The sequence below is a fragment of the Photobacterium sagamiensis genome (genome assembly GCF_050337085.1).
GTDB classification, from domain to species: Bacteria; Pseudomonadota; Gammaproteobacteria; order Enterobacterales; family Vibrionaceae; genus Photobacterium; species Photobacterium sagamiensis.
In genome coordinates this window covers 19,539-36,911 of record NZ_JAKJSP010000026.1, presented here as the reverse complement: position 1 = coordinate 36,911, position 17,373 = coordinate 19,539, and the positions used below count along the sequence as shown (strand labels likewise).

The following is a 17,373-nucleotide window of genomic DNA, read 5'->3' as shown; positions in this document are numbered from 1 at the left end:
CTGACATGCAGAAACTGTAGTCTGTTCACGAAAAACTGTGGGGTTAATAGCAAATAAGGGACAAGTATCAAGGTTCAGGCACCGAATAACGAAAACTCGGTGCTCGAACCCTAGTACCTAGAACCTAAACACAGTGAAGATGATTGATTAAAACAGTCGAAGTCCGTCATCCCAGAAACCGCCAAACACTGAACTTGCAGGCTTTCTCAAAACTCACCTGGCGGTTATCAGGGATCCATCATGCACGGAAGGTTCAGTGGACTGTGGATCCCCGATAATCGCTACTGTAAATCCAATCGATAATGAAAAGATCAACATTAAGCGATTTCGAGGATGACGACGGTTTAGCTTCATCGATAAAGAATTAATATGCTCAATCAATCATAATTAATGAGTCAAGGTACTAGTATCTAGAAAACTAGTTACTAGAACCTAGTTTCTCTACTATTAAACCTTATAAATACTCTGCGATCAGTTTTTCTGCAATCTGAACACTGTTAGTTGCTGCGCCTTTACGAACATTATCGGCAACAACCCACATATTCAGGCCGCATGGGTGGCTGATGTCTTCACGAATACGAGCAACCATAACGTGGTCTTTACCCGTAGCATCACTCACCTGAGTTGGATAATCGTTACCGTGGAAGACTTCAATACCTTCAGCATTGTCCAGCAGGCTAATCGCCTCTTCGACATTCACAGGCTGGCAGGTTTCAACATGCACAGCTTCAGCATGGCCATAAAATACGGGAACCCGTACACAAGTCGGATTAACCCGGATATTATCGTCACCGAAAATCTTCTGTGTTTCCCACACCATTTTCATTTCTTCTTTGGTGTAGCCGTTATCCATGAAGTCATCAATGTGCGGCAAGCAGTTAAACGCAATTTGCTTATCGTAAGCCTTGTTTTCGGCAGGCTGACCGTTAAGCAGCTTCGCCGTTTGCCCCGCCAGCTCGTCGATACCTTTTTTGCCTGAGCCGGATACAGACTGATACGTCGCCACGTTAATACGCTCAATACCGTACGCTTCATGGATCGGCTTCAATGCCACCACCATCTGAATCGTTGAACAGTTAGGGTTAGCGATAATGTTACGGTTACGATAGTCCGCAATCGCATGCGGGTTCACTTCAGGCACAACCAGAGGAACATCGTGGTCATAACGGAAACGGGACGTGTTATCGATCACCACGACTCCAGCATCTGTAGCTATCGGCGCCCAGCGTTCAGATGCTTCGGCTCCGGCAGAGAAGAATGCAATCTGTACCTGGCTCCAGTCAAAATCTTCAACATCCGTTATGCGTTTCGATTTACCGTGGAAGCGCAATACTTTACCTGCGCCACGCTCGGTCGCCAGTAAATAAAGATTACGAACAGGAAAATTGCGTTCCTCCAGTATCTCTACCATAGTTCCACCTACAACGCCTGATGCGCCGAGTACTGCAATATCAAATTCCTGACTCATTGAGTTTCCTCTACTACTGTAAAACCTAATTTAGCCAGCGACTCTACCCCAAAATTGGCCTTTCCTGCTACTGTAATCGCACTATATTCGCGTCGATCCCAATAATTTTTCCTCATCTGATCAAAAGCAGCAGCCATTTGGCTATCATCGCCTGCTGTTAGGCCCATTTTTCGTCTAAATAGAGCATCATCTTTACGGATGTCATAAATCAACTGGATCAACATAAAGAGATCCGCTTCATCCCACTGTTTGCTCAAGCGAACATAGGGAACGGGGGCCACCGGCAATAGACTTGAGGCAGCAACCTGCTGCGTGAGATCCTGTGATTCACAAAAACAGTTATAGACCATGGTGGTGCCGCGCGCTTTACCTTCTAAGCCATAACCTGCAATATGAGGCGTCGCAAATGCCAATAATGGCAACAACTCCAAATCAACTAACGGCTCTTTCTCAAACACGTCCAGCACCGCAGTCAGTACTTTATTCTGGCCAGATCGTGATTGCTCCAACGCAATTTTAAGCGCCTGATTATCAACAACGGGGCCACGGGCCGCATTAATAAGAATGGCATTGGGCACAAGTTTTGCCAAAAAGGCTTCATCGACTAAATGATAAGTCGGGAAATCACCGTCCCGGGTGATCGGGGTATGCAGGGTGATCACATCACACTGGGCCTGGAGTGTTTCAAGGGAATGAAAAGTACGGCTATCCCCTTGCTGCTTTTTCAATGGATCATTTAACAGATAACGAATACCCAACGCATCAAGACATTGTGCTAAATAGCTTCCGACATTCCCGGCACCGATAATGCCGATCGTTTTATCGAAAATAGAAAAACCCTGCTGCTGACCTAGCACCATTAAACAACTTAATACATACTCAGCGACCCCGACTTTGTTACAACCCGCCGCAGCAGTGAAAGCAATACCACGTTCAGCCAGTAACTCCTGATCGACATGATCGTACCCTGCCGTTGCGGTACCAATAAATTTTAACTTATCGGCTTTTGCCAGTAGTGCTTCATTTACTTTAGTAACCGAGCGGATCATCAGGGCGTCAACATCGACTAAATCACCAGCCGATAAAGTACGGCCAGGCTTGGCAATCACTTCCCCAAGTTGGCCGAACAATTCTGGCGCGTAGGGCATGTTTTCATCGACAAGGATTTTCATTTTTTCTCCGAGGGAAAGAAGAGGGCTCAGAAGCCTAGGGTTCTAGTACTTCATCACAGAAGTTTCGACGAGTTCAGTCACCAAACGTCGTCATTCCGTAAAGTGAGGAACGAACTTCTACGGAATCTAAAGCGCACACGGTTAGAGCTGGATCCCGGATATCTCGTTCCTCTATTCCGGGATGACGGATCTTAAACTATTAATAATTTATGTGAAACAGGGTCTAGCGTCTTTCTTTAAGTACAAAAAAACCCGGCACATGGCCGGGTAAAAAATCCAGGTAAAAAGCATTAGCATCTGGATATAGACACCTTCTATAAAAGAAAATACTATTCACACAAGCTAATGTTGCGTCTGTTTACAGGCACTGGCTACAGAAAACCAATCTTTAAGATGCCTCCGCTAAAAGTCGTCCATTTGATTGGAGCTCTTAGCCAGTGCCGTTCCTGGAAAAAGAAGTTTCAGGAGCGAGTATAAAGTGTCGAGTTACTAGTGCTCGTTTCGAGTTACGAGTTTCTAGAATCTCGTCACTCGCACCTGTTATTAACCTTCGTATTTCTTAATCACGAGTGTCGCATTGGTGCCACCGAAACCAAAGCTATTCGACATAACCGTCTTCAGCTCCTGCTCACGGGTTTCAGTTACAATATCCAAGCCTTCTGCCGCTGGATCTAGGTTGTCGATATTGATGCTTGGCGCAACAAAACCGTTTTCTAGCATCAGCGTTGAATAGATGGCTTCGTGTACACCCGCAGCACCCAGCGCATGACCAGTCATCGCTTTAGTTGCAGAGATCGCCGGGCTGTTCTTTCCGAACAACTCCTGAATGGCACCTAATTCTTTAACGTCGCCGACAGGCGTAGAGGTACCGTGGGTATTGATGTAATCAACAGGTGCATCAAGATCTTTCATCGCCATCTTCATGCAACGAACGGCACCTTCACCTGATGGCGCGACCATATCGTAGCCATCAGAGGTTGCACCATAACCTACGATTTCACCGTAAATTTTCGCGCCACGTGCTAACGCATGTTCCAGCTCTTCAACCACCAGCATGCCGCCGCCGCCAGAGATAACAAAACCATCACGATCAGCATCATAAGTACGAGATGCTTTTGTCGGATCATCATTATATTTGGTTGATAGTGCGCCCATCGCGTCGAACATCATCGTCAACGTCCAATCAAGCTCTTCACCGCCACCAGCAAAAACAACGTCTTGCTTGCCAAGCTGGATCAGTTCAACAGCGTGACCAATACAGTGTGCAGATGTCGCACATGCTGAACTCATGGTGTAGTTCACGCCACGAATTTTAAATGGCGTTGCAAGGCAGGCTGAAACGGTTGATGACATGGTACGAGGTACCATGTAAGGGCCAACACGCTTCACCCCTTTTTCGCGCAGAATATCAACGGCTGCAGCTTGGTTATACGATGACGCACCACCTGAACCCGCCACAAGGCCAGTTCGGTCATTAGAAACCTGATCTTCGGTTAAACCTGAATCTTCAATTGCCTGCTCCATCGACAAATACGCAAATGCGGCGGCATCGCCCATGAAACGCATCTTTTTACGATCGATGTGTTCAGCCGGATTCATTTTCAAATCGCCCCAAACATTACTGCGCAGTTTCTTTTCTGCGAACTGTTCAGAGAAGCTAATCCCAGACTTACCACTTTTTAGAGAGGCCAACACCTCTTTAACGTCGTTACCAATGCTGGATACGATACCCATGCCTGTAATTACGGCTCGTTTCATGATGAATTCCTACTGTCATTTAACGTGGTCAATATTAACGGGTTTATTAACAGAAAGTGGTCAGCTTTCCCTACAATCGGGTACAATCGCCACCAATTATTGATTAAGTATATCTCTAGAGCTGTTTAATTCGCCGCTATTTCGTTCAAGAACAAAGAGAAAGCCCCTGTTTAATAACAAGCAGGCGAGATCAGACGAAATAGCAATGAGATAAATGACTATACCATTTATGAGGTTTCCCTTGTCTGACAAGCGTATCGAACACGCCATTCTTGATTGGAATGAGGCTGGCACTCCCGTATCCAATGACTTTGACGATGTCTATTTTTCTAACACCTACGGGCTGGAAGAAACGCGTTACGTCTTCTTGCAACAAAATGGGCTGCCTGAGCGCTGGGAAACATTTAATCGCCGCCGTTTTGTGATTGCCGAAACAGGCTTTGGAACGGGATTGAACTTTCTTGCCGCATGGCAATGGTTCAAAGCTTTTCGTCAGGCAAATCCAAGTACAATAACCAAAGAATTGCATTTCATCAGCTTTGAGAAATTTCCGGTTACCAAAGAAGACTTGATCAAAGCCCATCAAGCCTGGCCCGAACTGGCTGATTTGGCAGAGCAACTGCATGCCCACTATCCGCCCGCCGTGGCTGACTGCCATCGTATTGTGCTGGAAGATGGCATGATCACCCTCGACCTGTGGTTTGGTGATATTAAAGATTGTATGCCGCAAGTATGGACCAATGATGAAGGTATTGTTGACGCCTGGTTCTTAGATGGTTTCGCCCCCAGCAAAAATCCGGAAATGTGGAATCAAGCGTTTTACAATGGCATGGTAAAAATGGCTCGTCAGGACTGTACCATGGCAACTTTTACCGCAGCAGGGTTTGTTCATCGTGATTTAATTGACGCAGGTTTTGATATCGCCAAAGCGAAAGGCTTCAGACATAAACGAGAGATGTTAACGGGCAGAGTCAATAAACGACAACATCAAGCCAATTTCAAGCCTTGGTACGCACGTTCAGCCGCGACTAACCCGGCAGATGTCGCGATCATTGGTGGTGGTGTTGCATCGGCAACCACGGCATTGGCTCTGGTTCGTCGAGGAATGAACGTTACGCTTTATTGTGCCGATCCCTTACCGGCAGAAGGTGCATCGGGGAACCGCCAGGGCGCAATCTATCCGTTATTGAATGGCTCAAACGATACCCTCTCCCGCTTCTTTGCTCCGGCATTTTTTTATGCACGCCAGTTTGTTGAACAGGCTGCAATAAAAAGTGAATTTTCCCACGACTGGTGTGGTGTAACGCAACTGGCCTGGGATGAGAATGCCGCTAAAAAATTAGATAAAATGCTGACAGGCACCTTCCCGCCAGAGCTTGTTCATGCATTAAATACCGAACAAACCGAGCAAAAAACCGGGGTTAAATCAGGCCATTGTAGTGTTCACTACCCGCAAGGTGGCTGGTTGTGTCCGCAAGAACTAACCCGCGCGTTAATTACCCAAGCACAAAAGACCGGGCTACTTACGGTAAAAGTCGAAACGGATATTTGCCGACTGGAATCGATAGAAGATAAATGGCAACTCACCGACACTTCGGGAAAAACCACTCGCCATGACACCGTCATTATTGCAAACGGTCATCGCTTTTCTGAATTTGAACAAGCGAAAGCAATTCCAGCCTACTCAGTACGTGGACAAGTTAGCCATATTCCAACCAACAGTACGTTATCAGAACTGAAAACGGTACTGTGTTATGACGGCTATTTAACACCCGCAAATAAAGCCACACAGACCCATTGCATTGGTGCCAGCTACCGCCGCAACAGCGTTGATTTAGCATTTAGCGAAGAAGAGCATGCCGATAACAAGCAACGGTTAGTCAACTGCCTGCCAAATGTCGGGTGGCCAAACGAAGTCGACATCTCAGGAAATCAGTCACGGGCAGGAGTTCGCTGTGCCAGCCGCGACCATTTACCCTTTGTCGGCGACGTCTGTCGTTACCAGGCATTGATTGAGCAGTATGCCGATCTCAGAGATCAGCAAGACACCGCCGAAACGGTGCCAGTTTATAAAAATTTGTACTCAATCGTCGGTTTAGGCTCTCGGGGTTTAAGCTCTGCCCCGCTGCTTGGCGAACTGTTAGCTTCGCAGATCTGTGGCGACCCACTCCCTTTGCCCCATACCGTATTAGACGCTCTGCATCCCGGACGTATGTGGGTTCGCCGCTTGGTGAGAGGCAAGCAGCTTTAAGCGTATATGAGATTAGAGTGACGAGTTTAGAGATACAAGATACGAGAAAAAGCGAGAGGTTAATACCTCCGTTGTTTGATTTAAAGGTTCTGGGGGCTGACTTCAAAAGCCACTTCGTCATTCCGTAAAGTGAGGGACGAACTTATACGGAATCTAAGGCGCACACAGTTAGAGCTGGATCCCGGATATCTCGTCCCTCTATTCCGGGATGACGAAACTCTCAGCTTAATCTTGAACATTACGAATAGCGTCTCACCCTATTCCCACATGAAAATGAACATATCAAAATCACTGTGAAAGAGTGCTAGCCACTCGTTTCTAGGAACTCGAAACTAGATCCCCACAGAACCTCAGGACCATAGGTCCGCCTTTCCCCGCTCTTCCTAGCCACTCGTTTCTAGGAACTCGAAACTAGATCCCCATAGGTCCGCCCTTCCCGTTCTTTCCCTATTCAACAGCTGCCGTAACCGGAGGGGCGGTATCATTTCCACCACCGGAATCTGATACTGCAACCCCAATCACCACAGCTGCAACACCCACCGCAAGCACTGTTGCCGTCAGGCCTCCCGCAGAAGCCGCCAACGCCGTATCAACCCCAGCAGCAGCGCCTGTCGAACTACTGGCAGCCGTTGTCGCTGCATCAGATGCTGACGTAGAAGTAGATGAAGACGGTTGAGTTGCTTGATTTTCAGCGGCAACAACAGTACTAGAAAGCATCCCAGCTAAAAGCAGCGTAATCGCAAAATTCTTCATAACATTCCCTTATTACCCTAACCTCTAACAACGATTGTTGGGTTATTAAGGCAATTATAGACGAGATTTAGAGCGCTAAGATCTAGGCGTTAGGTTATGGTCTATAGACTTTGGGAGTTCGATCACACAAGGAATATTATGATTAAACTTTACCTTACGAGACTTTGCTTACAGCCTATAACAATGTCAGCTTCAGGCTTCACAACTTTTAGCTTTTCCGCAAGAGCCGTTTGCGCATTGCAATCACCATGGATCACATGGATTTTTTTAGGCCCCTGTTCAATACCTGCCACAAATTTAATCAAACCCGCTTGATCAGCATGAGCCGAATAACCCGGCATTTGATGGATCTTAGCTTTTACCTCAAGCTCAGTACCATTTATCTTTACGTTTCCACAGCCCTGAATAAGTTTTCGCCCCAACGTTCCCCTGGCCTGATAGCCAACCAGGATCACATCAGTACTGGCATCGGCTAACAAAGCTTCCAGATAATTGAGAATACGTCCGCCAGTGCACATTCCACTTGCGGCTACCACAATGGCCGGCTCTCCCGTCGACTTTAAGCGATTAACCAACGCTTGATGGTCAGCGTGAGCATTGATGGTGATACATTGAGAAAATGAAAGCGGATGGCGACCTTGCTGATAGCGTTCTTTCGCTTCTCTCGCCCAAAGCTGCTTGAATTCACGATACTGCTGAGTGATTTCACCCGCCAGAGGAGAATCGAGGATAATAGGGATTGCTTGCCAGTTTACCCCCTGATGATTGCCAGGCATCGCTGTCGCAATAATATTCTCTATATCAAACAGCAACTCTTGCGTTCGCCCTACACTAAAGGCCGGGATTAAAATTGCGCCGCCGTCAGTGAGCGAACGCTGAACAATTTCCTTTAGTTGTTGTTCACGAACGAAAGCCGAACTGTGTGCTTTATTCCCATAAGTACTTTCAATTACCAATGTATCAACCTGTTGCGGCGATAACGGATCGACTAACAAAGGTGTATTACAGGGTCCTAAGTCTCCGGAAAACACCACGACCTGGCCATCAGGCATTTTCATTTCTATATAGGCTGAACCTAAGATATGACCTGCCGGCTGAAAGCGAATACTGACCACCTCACCGGATGGCAATACCAGTTGAGCCCAGCAGTCATAAGGGATAGGTTTAAGCTGCTTTTTAACCACACTGGTGAAATGTTCACACTGACTCCGGTTCAAACCCAGTTGTATTTTCAGGCCATCTTCCAGCATTAAAGGCAGCAGGGCAGCGGTTGCTTCCGTCGCATAAATCGGACCTTTATAACCCGCCGCCAGTAACCAGGGAATACGACCAACATGATCAATATGACAATGAGTCAGTAACAACCCACGGATGTGATCGAGAGAAAATTCAATCTCAAAAGAACCAGTGTTTTCCGTACCTTGAAATAGACCACAATCAACAAGCAAACCATGATCGCCGATTAATACTTCATGACATGAACCAGTAACACCCGTTCTGGCCCCATGATGAGTAATTTTCATCCTCGTACTCCCAAAATTGTACCAACAGAGGGATGATGACAAAGCTTAGAAGAGCGGTGGAAAAGTGAGCTGGAATGCTCGAGACATATCACGAAAATATCTGTAAGCCACAATCCATTGATACGGCCAATCAAAAGGTGCACACAATAGGGAAAACAGAACAACCAACGATAAATCAGCTAGTTCAACGTGACTCGTAAGAGCGATATAGCTAAGTACAAAGTACCCAAGATAATATGGGCAAGATAGGTAGGTATTAATGAAGCCTTAAAGATTTAAGGCTTCAGGAAGTAGGCTAATAATAAATAAATCGAATGCTACAAAATCACATGGTCAGTGCAGTATCTGATCGAAATTCAGTTCAAGGTTATTTTCATTCTTTGCATGCCAAACCAAATCACCGATACCATCGGTTGGATTAAAGCCTGTCGGAGTATCCAATAGGATCTGACGAATGATTTCATGGTCAAAATTATGGCAAGCTTCATCCAGTTTTGTTAAAACCGTTTTATAATCAGTGTATGTTAGAAAACTTTCATTCGCAGTCATAATACGTTCATGGGCAGTTTTACCGACGTTATCACCAATCAATAACTCTTCAAATAACTTCTCACCAGGACGAAGCCCCGTATATTTAATTTCAATATCACCATGAGGGTTATCATCAGATTTCACTTCAAGCCCAGATAAATGAATCAGGTTCTTAGCCAAATCAACAATCTTCACCGGCTCGCCCATATCAAGAACAAACACATCGCCACCTTTACCCATAGCACCCGCTTGGATCACGAGCTGAGCTGCCTCTGGGATCGTCATAAAATAACGAATAATATCTGGATGGGTAACTGTAATAGGCCCGCCTTCAGTAATTTGGCGCTTAAAAAGTGGTATCACAGAACCAGAAGAACCCAGCACATTGCCAAAGCGTACCATACAGAAACGAGTTGCTGTATTTTCTGCAGCCAATGATTGTAGAGCCAATTCAGCCATACGTTTGGTCGTTCCCATCACGTTGGTAGGACGTACCGCTTTATCCGTCGAAATCAAGACAAAAGATTCAACACCGGCTTCAATCGCGGCTAAAGCCGTATAATAAGTGCCAAATACATTATTTCGCACACCTTCAACCACATTGTATTCCACCAACGGAACATGCTTATAAGCCGCAGCATGATACAAGGTTTGCACCTTAAAGCTTTGCATGACCATAGCTAAGCGATTTTGACGCTGCACAGAACCAAGTAGAGGAATAATCTCGACCTCTAGCCCTTCTGTTTGTACAAATTCTGATAACTCCTTTTCAATTTTGTACAAACCAAATTCAGACAGCTCAAACAACACCAGAGATTTAGGTTTTTGCAGTACTATTTGACGACAAAGCTCTGAACCAATCGACCCACCAGCACCTGTTACCATCACCACTTTATTTTTGATGTTAGCTGCAAGCAACTCTGCTTGCGGAGCAACAGAATCACGACCGAGCAAATCTTCAATAGGCACGTCACGCAACTGATCAATACTTGCAGAACCATTGACAATGTCATCTAGATTCGGAATAGATAACACTTCAACCGGCAGTTCTACTAACGAAGTAATAATCGCTTTACGTTGAGCTCGGCTTGCGCTCGGCATTGCCAGCAAGATTTTTTCTACTTTAGTTTTTGCGAGCAATCTTTTTAAATGCCTAGAACTATAAATCGTTAATCCCTGTACTACCGTCTTCTGAAGTTTTTTTCCATCGTCCACAAAAGCGACGGGGTGATACTCGTCACCTTGACGTAATAAGTTAACCAACTGACGGCCCGAAGCGCCTGCTCCATAGATAAGCACTCGCGGCTTTTTCTTAGTGTTGTGTTGAGACACCAAGATGCGAACCAGCAACCGAGCGCCTCCACATAAAATTACCAGATACGTGCCATAGATGACAGGTACGGAACGGGGAATAAACGCATAAGAAAAGTAGGCAGATAACACTAAAAATACCGCTGATACAGCAGCACTGATAGTGATCATGAGCAGTGCATGAACACTTAAATACCTGAGTATAGCTCGGTACAGCCCTACTTTGGTATAAAGAAACAGCGTTGAAACAACTAAAATAGCCAACACTTGCAAGTATGTTGCATCCGTTAATAAGTCAAAATTACCGAAGCGAGTCCAGAATGCCAAAAAAAATGCTACTGTGATAAAAACAGTATCAGCTACAATACTAATCAATCGCTTAAATGGACGAGGAATTGTTAAAATAGAATCAAGGTGAGACATACAACCTCAGAAAAATTTAGTGTATTAAAAAGCAAAATGTCTTACATACTAAAATGTGAGGCACAGTGTAGGTAAGCTATGAATGTTTTTCAAGGTAGTTATAGCCTAAACATGCTTAGGGGGCTTTAAATAACCCGCTAAAATTCATTCTATTCCATACGAAAATTCAAAGTTTATTATAAGTGATTGATGATTAGTGGTATTGTCTTCACCTCCAAATGGCAACATCACTAAGCGTTAACTTAGGGGGTGATGCAATATTAGCCCCTAATGGTCAAATTTAGCTGTTGTAACCATTCGGGTTATTTTTCTGCCAACGCCAGGTGTCTTGCATCATCTCGGAAATACCGCGCTCAGCTTCCCAGCCGAGTTCTTTACCTGCCAACGTCGGCTCAGCATAACATTCCGCAATGTCTCCATCTCGACGGGTTTCGATAATATAAGGCACTGGCACACCAGATGCCAGCTCAAACGCTTTAACCATCTCAAGGACAGAATAACCATTACCTGTACCTAAGTTATAGGTGAAAATCCCTTTCTCCTCAGCAATTCGCTCAAGAGCTTTTAAATGCCCGGCGGCCAAATCAACCACGTGGATATAATCACGGATCCCTGTACCATCTTTGGTGGGGTAATCATCACCAAATACAGCCAGGTTGGCTAATTTACCTACCGCAACTTGCGAAATATAAGGCAGCAAGTTGTTGGGAATACCGTTGGGATCTTCACCAATAAGGCCYGACTCGTGAGCGCCTACCGGGTTAAARTAACGCARGATAACAAACGAGAAACGCTCATCGGATTTTGCAACATCRCGAAGCACCTGCTCGACCATGAGCTTAGAAGTACCATAAGGATTTGTGGTTCCKCCGACGGGAAAATCTTCRCGAATTGGCACACTAGCAGGATCGCCATAAACCGTAGCCGACGAGCTAAAWACCAAYTTGAACACGCCAGACTTCTGCATCTCTTCAACCAGAATAGCAGAGCCGGTGACATTATTGCGGTAATAATCCAGTGGCTTTTTAACAGATTCACCTACAGCTTTTAAGCCGGCAAAATGAATAACGGAATCGATACTGTGGTTACTGAAAATTTCACGCAAAATGTCACGATCAAGAATATCACCATAATAAAAGACAGGTGACTTACCTGTAATTTGCTCAACACGCGCTAAAGAGGATTTATTGGAATTACTGAGGTTATCTAAAACAACCACATCACTGCCCTGCTCTAAAAGCTGAACTACAGTGTGTGAACCAATATATCCCGCACCACCGGTAACTAAAATTGCCATAAATCATCCCAAAACTATGTATTGTGTATGGATCAGGTAATTAACCTTACTGGTCGGCAGTACCCTTCAAACCAAGAATATAGCAATCAAATAAACTGCGGTCTAGGTCAACAAATCCAACAGGCAAATAATCTTGACTTTGGCGAAGGGCTATACAGAGCTGATGCCCCGTTGAACCTGCTCCATAGATAAGCACACGCTTTTTGTTGCGAGCTTTATTGGTAAATACCATAGTGTGCATGATTAAATACGCCCCCAGTTAACAATGCTAAGAATACACAGTAAATAACAGGAACAGTACGAGGTATCGTATCGTCAAGGTAAAAACCAGATACCGATAAAGCTATCGCAGAGATGAAAAATATTCGAACATCGTACAAACTATCAATTGAATGCACCATGAAACGTAAGTCCTAGCATATCTAAGACTCACGCTTGATTATTTCAATCAAAAGTTACATCAAAAAGCAATCTAAATCATATCCACAAAACACTGACACAATAAAAATTAAGACTTTAGAATAATTTTAATAGCTTCTATAACCCGATTAAGTTCTGCGTTTGTTAAACTAGAACCAGATGGTAAACATATACCATTTTCAAATAAATAGTCACTAACGCTAGATGTAGTATGAGGAAAATACTGACAACCATCAAATATTGGTTGTAAGTGCATTGGTTTCCATACACGACGAACTTCAATATTCTGCTGCTTAAGCAATTCTATAAATTGAGTTACCGTAACATTAGTTTTCAATGGATTTATGACAACAGCTGTTAACCAACGATTTGAATAAAATCCTTCAAGCTCAGGCATCCAATCCAGGCAATCAATTTCTGCCAATGCAGTAACATATCTTTGATAAACAGTTCGCCTAGCCTCGACCCGCTCAGAAAGCACTCCTAGCTGCCCTCTTCCGATGCCAGCTAAAACGTTACTCATACGATAATTATAGCCAACCTCAGTGTGCTGATAATATGGGGCAGGATCTCGCGCCTGTGTAGCTAAGAAACGCGCTTTGTCAATAAGTTCTTTATTATCAGAAACAAGCATACCACCGCCAGAGGTAGTAATAATTTTATTTCCATTAAAGGAATAAACCCCAAACAGGCCAAAGGTGCCACTTTGTTTTCCTTTGTACGTTGCTCCTAATGACTCAGCAGCATCTTCAACAATAGGTACGCCATACTGTTCACTTAAAGCAACAATAGCGTCCATATCAGCTGACTGTCCATATAAATCTACCACAATCATGGCCTTGGGCATTTTTCCTTGTTCTTTGAAATGCACAAGTGCCTTCTCTAAGGCAACAGGAGACATGTTCCAGCTTTCAGGTTCAGAATCAATAAACACAGGTGTTGCATGTTGATACAAAATTGGGTTAGCACTAGCAGCAAAAGTTAAAGATGAACACAAAACTATATCATTAGGTTTTACGTCTAACAGTACTAAACTTAAATGTAACGCAGCAGTTCCTGAGCTTAATGCAGCAGCATACTTAGCACCTGTAATTTCAGCTAGTTCATTTTCAAAACCATCAACATTAGGACCTAGCGGGGCAATCCAGTTGGTAGAGAACGCTTCACCAACATACTTTAATTCATCTTCGCCCATATGAGGCACAGAAAGAAGAATTGGAGTTAAGTCCTTACGATGATATAAATCAACAACACGGTCATTCTCATCGACAACCACTAGATGATCGATCTCTTTTTCATCCATTAATGATAAAGCGGCCTGAAAACTTAGTCCTTCCTTAATGGATATTGGCGAGTTATCGACTGAAATTAAACCTATTTTAGTAGTAATATCATAACCATCAAGCAATGCTCGTCGTATATCACCATCTGTTAAAACACGAATTAGGTAATTATCTTGGTCAACAACAACAACAGCGCCCTTACTGTTATCATTAATAACTTCTAGCGCTTTTTTTATATTGTGATTACTATAAATAATGAATTTACTAGTCATTATAATCCTTAAATTCTTTTTGCTGGAAGACCAACAACAGTACAACTATCTAATATATCAGACAGCACAACCGCACCGGCGCCAATAGTTACATCATCAGCTACTTTCACTCCAGGTAAAATCGTTGCACCCGAGCCAACAAATACACGATCACCTAAAGTGACACCGCCCAATAAAGTAGCATTTGGTGCTACATGACAAAACTGCCCAACTAAGCAATCATGCTCGATAATAGCGCCATGATTAATAATGCAACCCAAGTCAATTTTACTATCCGCCGAAACAACCGCTTTTGCCGCAACAAAAGAACCACAATTGACTGTCGCGGTACTTGCAATATAAGCATAAGGTGAAATGACACTAATATATTCAGCCTCACATCGGTACCTGCTATACAAATCACTGCGCACTTTGTTATCACCAATAGCAATATGAAACTTTTGAATTAAAGAGGTTTCGTCAAGCAGAGAAACCTGAATATTTTGAATTTTATCACCAACCTTTGTCGGCGAACTATCAATAATACAAAGCCGATTAACACCAAGATTCAGAATAACATCAGCAACAACTTTGGCTTGGCCTCCCGCACCTATAAGAGTAATATCAGTAGGTATTACATTTTCTTGTTGTATTATCATCAATATTTATTTCCCAAAGTAACTGAGCAATACGCTTACCCGCTTTACCATCCCCATATATATTTCGAGAAATTGGCTCTGGTTTAAATAGCAACTGATTTATTGCATCGTTAATTTCTTTTGAGTCAACGTTCAGGTCTATAGTATTCGCATTGCGATCTCTATTTGCCTGTCTTTCGCCAATATTAATAACCCAAGTCGAGAAACTTGCCGCTTCAATGATTCCCGAACTGGAATTACCTATTAAAACATCGCAATGAGCAAGTAAAGACAGATACAAATTTCTAGGGAGGTGTGTAACAACTTTAACATTATCCATAGATGATGAATATTCGTTGATCTTGTCCCTAATCAATTGTCCCCCAGCATCTGCATTGGGCATGAGTATAACGACTTGCTCATTCGTTGGTAACGCTGCCAGCACTTGTTCCATCTGAATACCAGCTAATTCAGCGTCCTGCACCACCGGATGAAAAACAACAGCCAATAAACGAGAGCTATTTTTAATCGTTAAAAAATCGAAAAGCTCCGATTTTCCTGGTAGTTCCATATTAAGTATATCATCCAACCCGGGCGCACCAGTTACCATAACATTGGATGCTAATTCCCCCATCCGAACCAAGCGATCTCGAGATTTTTCTGTCGCAACAAAATGGAAATGAGATAATTTAGAAATAGCATGACGAATGGATTCGTCAACAGTACCTGACAATTCGCCACCATGGATATGAGCGACAGGAATATTTAGATATAGTGCGGCAATTGCAGCAGCCAACATTTCGCCACGATCACCCAATAGTAAGATAATTGATGGTTGCAATGAAGCAAACAACTGACTAAAGCCACGAACTTGCTCACCAACAGCATTTGCCATTGACAAACGGGAGCCATCATCCTCACTATTACCGACAATATAGGTATTAAACCCAGAGCTTATAACTTCCTGCTTAGTATTACCAAACTTAGAGTCTAAGTGCATTCCTGTTATAGCAACACTTAACTGTAATTGAGATACCTGCTCTATTTTATCTAGGGTTGAACGCATTAACCCAAAGTCAGCACGAGTGCCAGTCACATAACAAATATGGCGCATTACTTAATATCCGACCAATTTAAAGTGTCACCTGGAGATAAATCTCTTACAGCTACCATACCAATGACATCATCTAGATACTTAGGTAAAATACCTGTTCCTGGGCGCATTAGTACAATATCACTCTGACTAATTACCTCGCCGGCTTTTATATTTTTATCAATAGTCACGCTACGTCGAACAAGTTCACGTACGGGTAATTCACTTTCGGTTGGCTTCTTCTCTGCAGAGCCTAAAGCCTTCGTAATGATCCTGATCTGCCTGACTAAATCGGCTAATTCATTCGGTTCTAATGATGCTTTATGATCTGGACCTGGTAAGTCACGAGATTTTGAGAAATGTTTCTCAATCACTGTAGCTCCTAAGGCAACAGCACCTGTAGATACGGCTACACCTAATGTATGATCTGAATAACCAACCGGAACTCTAGTTGTTTCTGCAATAGTATTCATTGCTTTAAGGTTTACATCTTCAGGCGCTGCTGGGTAATTGGAGGTACAATGTAAAATAGTTAGTACCTTTTCAATTGGCTCTTTGAAATCACATTTAGTTCGCTCATCCTCTATGACAGCCTTAGCCTCTACGATGTCATCCAATGTAGCCATTCCGGTAGAAAGAATTATCGGCACATTTTTTGAGGCTATATAGCGAATAAAAGGATGATTTGTTATTTCGCCCGATGGTACCTTTATTCTTTTCAGACCATGAGCCAATAAAAAATCTAACGCATCCTCATCAAAAGCCGTAGACATAAATTCAATGCCGCGCAACTCACAACGCTCAATAAGTTCTTGATGAAGCTCTGGCGACATTTCTAACTTTTTAAGCATTGAATGCTGGTCACCTTCACCCGTTTCACGTTTTTGATATTCCGCCTTTTCTGCCCCTTTTCGAACTAGTTTATCAGCGGTAAAGGTCTGAAACTTAACAGCGTCAGCCCCGGCATTAGCTGCAATATCCACAAGTTCTAATGCCAACTCTCGTGAGCCATTATGATTAACGCCGGCTTCGGCAATTATGTATACCACTATAAACTTTCCTTAAGATTAGTATGTCTAATATTGCGAAATGGTTTTATTTCTTACTTATGTTTATTATCAATGGATAGATAAACATAAAACACAAACATTCACATTAACTGACTATAAATAATGAGCAACCAATAAACATATTATTATCT

Annotated in this window: 12 protein-coding genes; 1 reads left to right on the top strand and 11 read right to left on the bottom strand. The window is 43.5% G+C overall.

Features of this window, described 5'->3' with window-relative positions:
- Window positions 1-454 precede the first annotated feature (454 nt).
- From L4D76_RS13490 to fabB, 3 genes are all read right to left on the bottom strand, one after another.
- Window positions 455-1,468, bottom strand: a complete 1,014-nt coding sequence (locus tag L4D76_RS13490; protein ID WP_428441415.1) for an aspartate-semialdehyde dehydrogenase — start codon at window positions 1,466-1,468, stop codon at window positions 455-457.
- Window positions 1,465-2,640: a 4-phosphoerythronate dehydrogenase gene (locus L4D76_RS13485; protein WP_428441414.1), complete on the bottom strand. Its 1,176-nt coding sequence runs from the start codon at window positions 2,638-2,640 to the stop codon at window positions 1,465-1,467. The genes L4D76_RS13490 and L4D76_RS13485 overlap by 4 nt, the downstream gene beginning before the upstream one ends.
- Window positions 2,641-3,183: 543 nt before the next feature.
- Window positions 3,184-4,398 carry a beta-ketoacyl-ACP synthase I gene (gene fabB / locus L4D76_RS13480; RefSeq protein ID WP_428441413.1) on the bottom strand — a complete coding sequence of 405 codons (1,215 nt, stop codon included), beginning with the start codon at window positions 4,396-4,398 and terminating at the stop codon, window positions 3,184-3,186.
- 214 nt (window positions 4,399-4,612) lie between these two features.
- Between fabB and mnmC the strand changes: the two genes are divergently transcribed.
- A complete protein-coding gene (gene mnmC / locus L4D76_RS13475; RefSeq protein ID WP_428441412.1) occupies window positions 4,613-6,649 on the top strand; it encodes a bifunctional tRNA (5-methylaminomethyl-2-thiouridine)(34)-methyltransferase MnmC2/FAD-dependent 5-carboxymethylaminomethyl-2-thiouridine(34) oxidoreductase MnmC1 in 2,037 nt (678 codons plus the stop codon).
- Window positions 6,650-7,096: 447 nt separating this feature from the next.
- Here mnmC and L4D76_RS13470 read toward each other — a convergent pair whose 3' ends face one another.
- The 8 genes from L4D76_RS13470 to neuB form a co-directional block, all read right to left on the bottom strand.
- A complete protein-coding gene (locus tag L4D76_RS13470; protein ID WP_428441411.1) occupies window positions 7,097-7,402 on the bottom strand; it encodes a hypothetical protein in 306 nt (101 codons plus the stop codon).
- A 149-nt stretch (window positions 7,403-7,551) separates the two neighbouring features.
- Entirely contained in the window at window positions 7,552-8,925 is a 1,374-nt protein-coding gene (locus L4D76_RS13465) for an MBL fold metallo-hydrolase RNA specificity domain-containing protein (RefSeq protein ID WP_428441410.1), read from the bottom strand.
- A gap of 333 nt (window positions 8,926-9,258) precedes the next feature.
- Window positions 9,259-11,190, bottom strand: a complete 1,932-nt coding sequence (locus tag L4D76_RS13460) for a polysaccharide biosynthesis protein (RefSeq protein WP_428441409.1) — start codon at window positions 11,188-11,190, stop codon at window positions 9,259-9,261.
- Window positions 11,191-11,470: 280 nt separating this feature from the next.
- A complete protein-coding gene (gene galE, locus L4D76_RS13455) occupies window positions 11,471-12,487 on the bottom strand; it encodes a UDP-glucose 4-epimerase GalE (protein ID WP_428441408.1) in 1,017 nt (338 codons plus the stop codon).
- A 508-nt stretch (window positions 12,488-12,995) separates the two neighbouring features.
- Complete coding sequence (locus tag L4D76_RS13450) at window positions 12,996-14,462, bottom strand: DegT/DnrJ/EryC1/StrS family aminotransferase (RefSeq protein WP_428441407.1); 1,467 nt, start codon at window positions 14,460-14,462, stop codon at window positions 12,996-12,998.
- A gap of 8 nt (window positions 14,463-14,470) precedes the next feature.
- Entirely contained in the window at window positions 14,471-15,100 is a 630-nt protein-coding gene (locus tag L4D76_RS13445; protein WP_428441406.1) for an acetyltransferase, read from the bottom strand.
- Window positions 15,066-16,193 (bottom strand): UDP-N-acetylglucosamine 2-epimerase, encoded by a 1,128-nt coding sequence (gene neuC, locus L4D76_RS13440; protein ID WP_428441405.1) that lies wholly within the window; start codon window positions 16,191-16,193, stop codon window positions 15,066-15,068. The genes L4D76_RS13445 and neuC overlap by 35 nt, the downstream gene beginning before the upstream one ends.
- A complete protein-coding gene (neuB, locus tag L4D76_RS13435; protein WP_428441404.1) occupies window positions 16,193-17,221 on the bottom strand; it encodes an N-acetylneuraminate synthase in 1,029 nt (342 codons plus the stop codon). Before neuB ends, neuC begins: the two co-directional genes overlap by 1 nt.
- Between the last annotated feature and the right edge of the window lie 152 nt (window positions 17,222-17,373).

What these genes read in the sequence shown, in the direction of transcription:
- L4D76_RS13490 (WP_428441415.1), bottom strand. Translation starts at nt 1,468, where the DNA reads ATGAGTCAGGAATTTGATATTGCAGTACTCGGCGCATCAGGCGTTGTA.
- L4D76_RS13485 (WP_428441414.1), bottom strand. Translation starts at nt 2,640, where the DNA reads ATGAAAATCCTTGTCGATGAAAACATGCCCTACGCGCCAGAATTGTTC.
- fabB (WP_428441413.1), bottom strand. Translation starts at nt 4,398, where the DNA reads ATGAAACGAGCCGTAATTACAGGCATGGGTATCGTATCCAGCATTGGT.
- mnmC (WP_428441412.1), top strand. Translation starts at nt 4,613, where the DNA reads ATGACTATACCATTTATGAGGTTTCCCTTGTCTGACAAGCGTATCGAA.
- L4D76_RS13470 (WP_428441411.1), bottom strand. Translation starts at nt 7,402, where the DNA reads ATGAAGAATTTTGCGATTACGCTGCTTTTAGCTGGGATGCTTTCTAGT.
- L4D76_RS13465 (WP_428441410.1), bottom strand. Translation starts at nt 8,925, where the DNA reads ATGAAAATTACTCATCATGGGGCCAGAACGGGTGTTACTGGTTCATGT.
- L4D76_RS13460 (WP_428441409.1), bottom strand. Translation starts at nt 11,190, where the DNA reads ATGTCTCACCTTGATTCTATTTTAACAATTCCTCGTCCATTTAAGCGA.
- L4D76_RS13450 (WP_428441407.1), bottom strand. Translation starts at nt 14,462, where the DNA reads ATGACTAGTAAATTCATTATTTATAGTAATCACAATATAAAAAAAGCG.
- L4D76_RS13445 (WP_428441406.1), bottom strand. Translation starts at nt 15,100, where the DNA reads ATGATAATACAACAAGAAAATGTAATACCTACTGATATTACTCTTATA.
- neuC (WP_428441405.1), bottom strand. Translation starts at nt 16,193, where the DNA reads ATGCGCCATATTTGTTATGTGACTGGCACTCGTGCTGACTTTGGGTTA.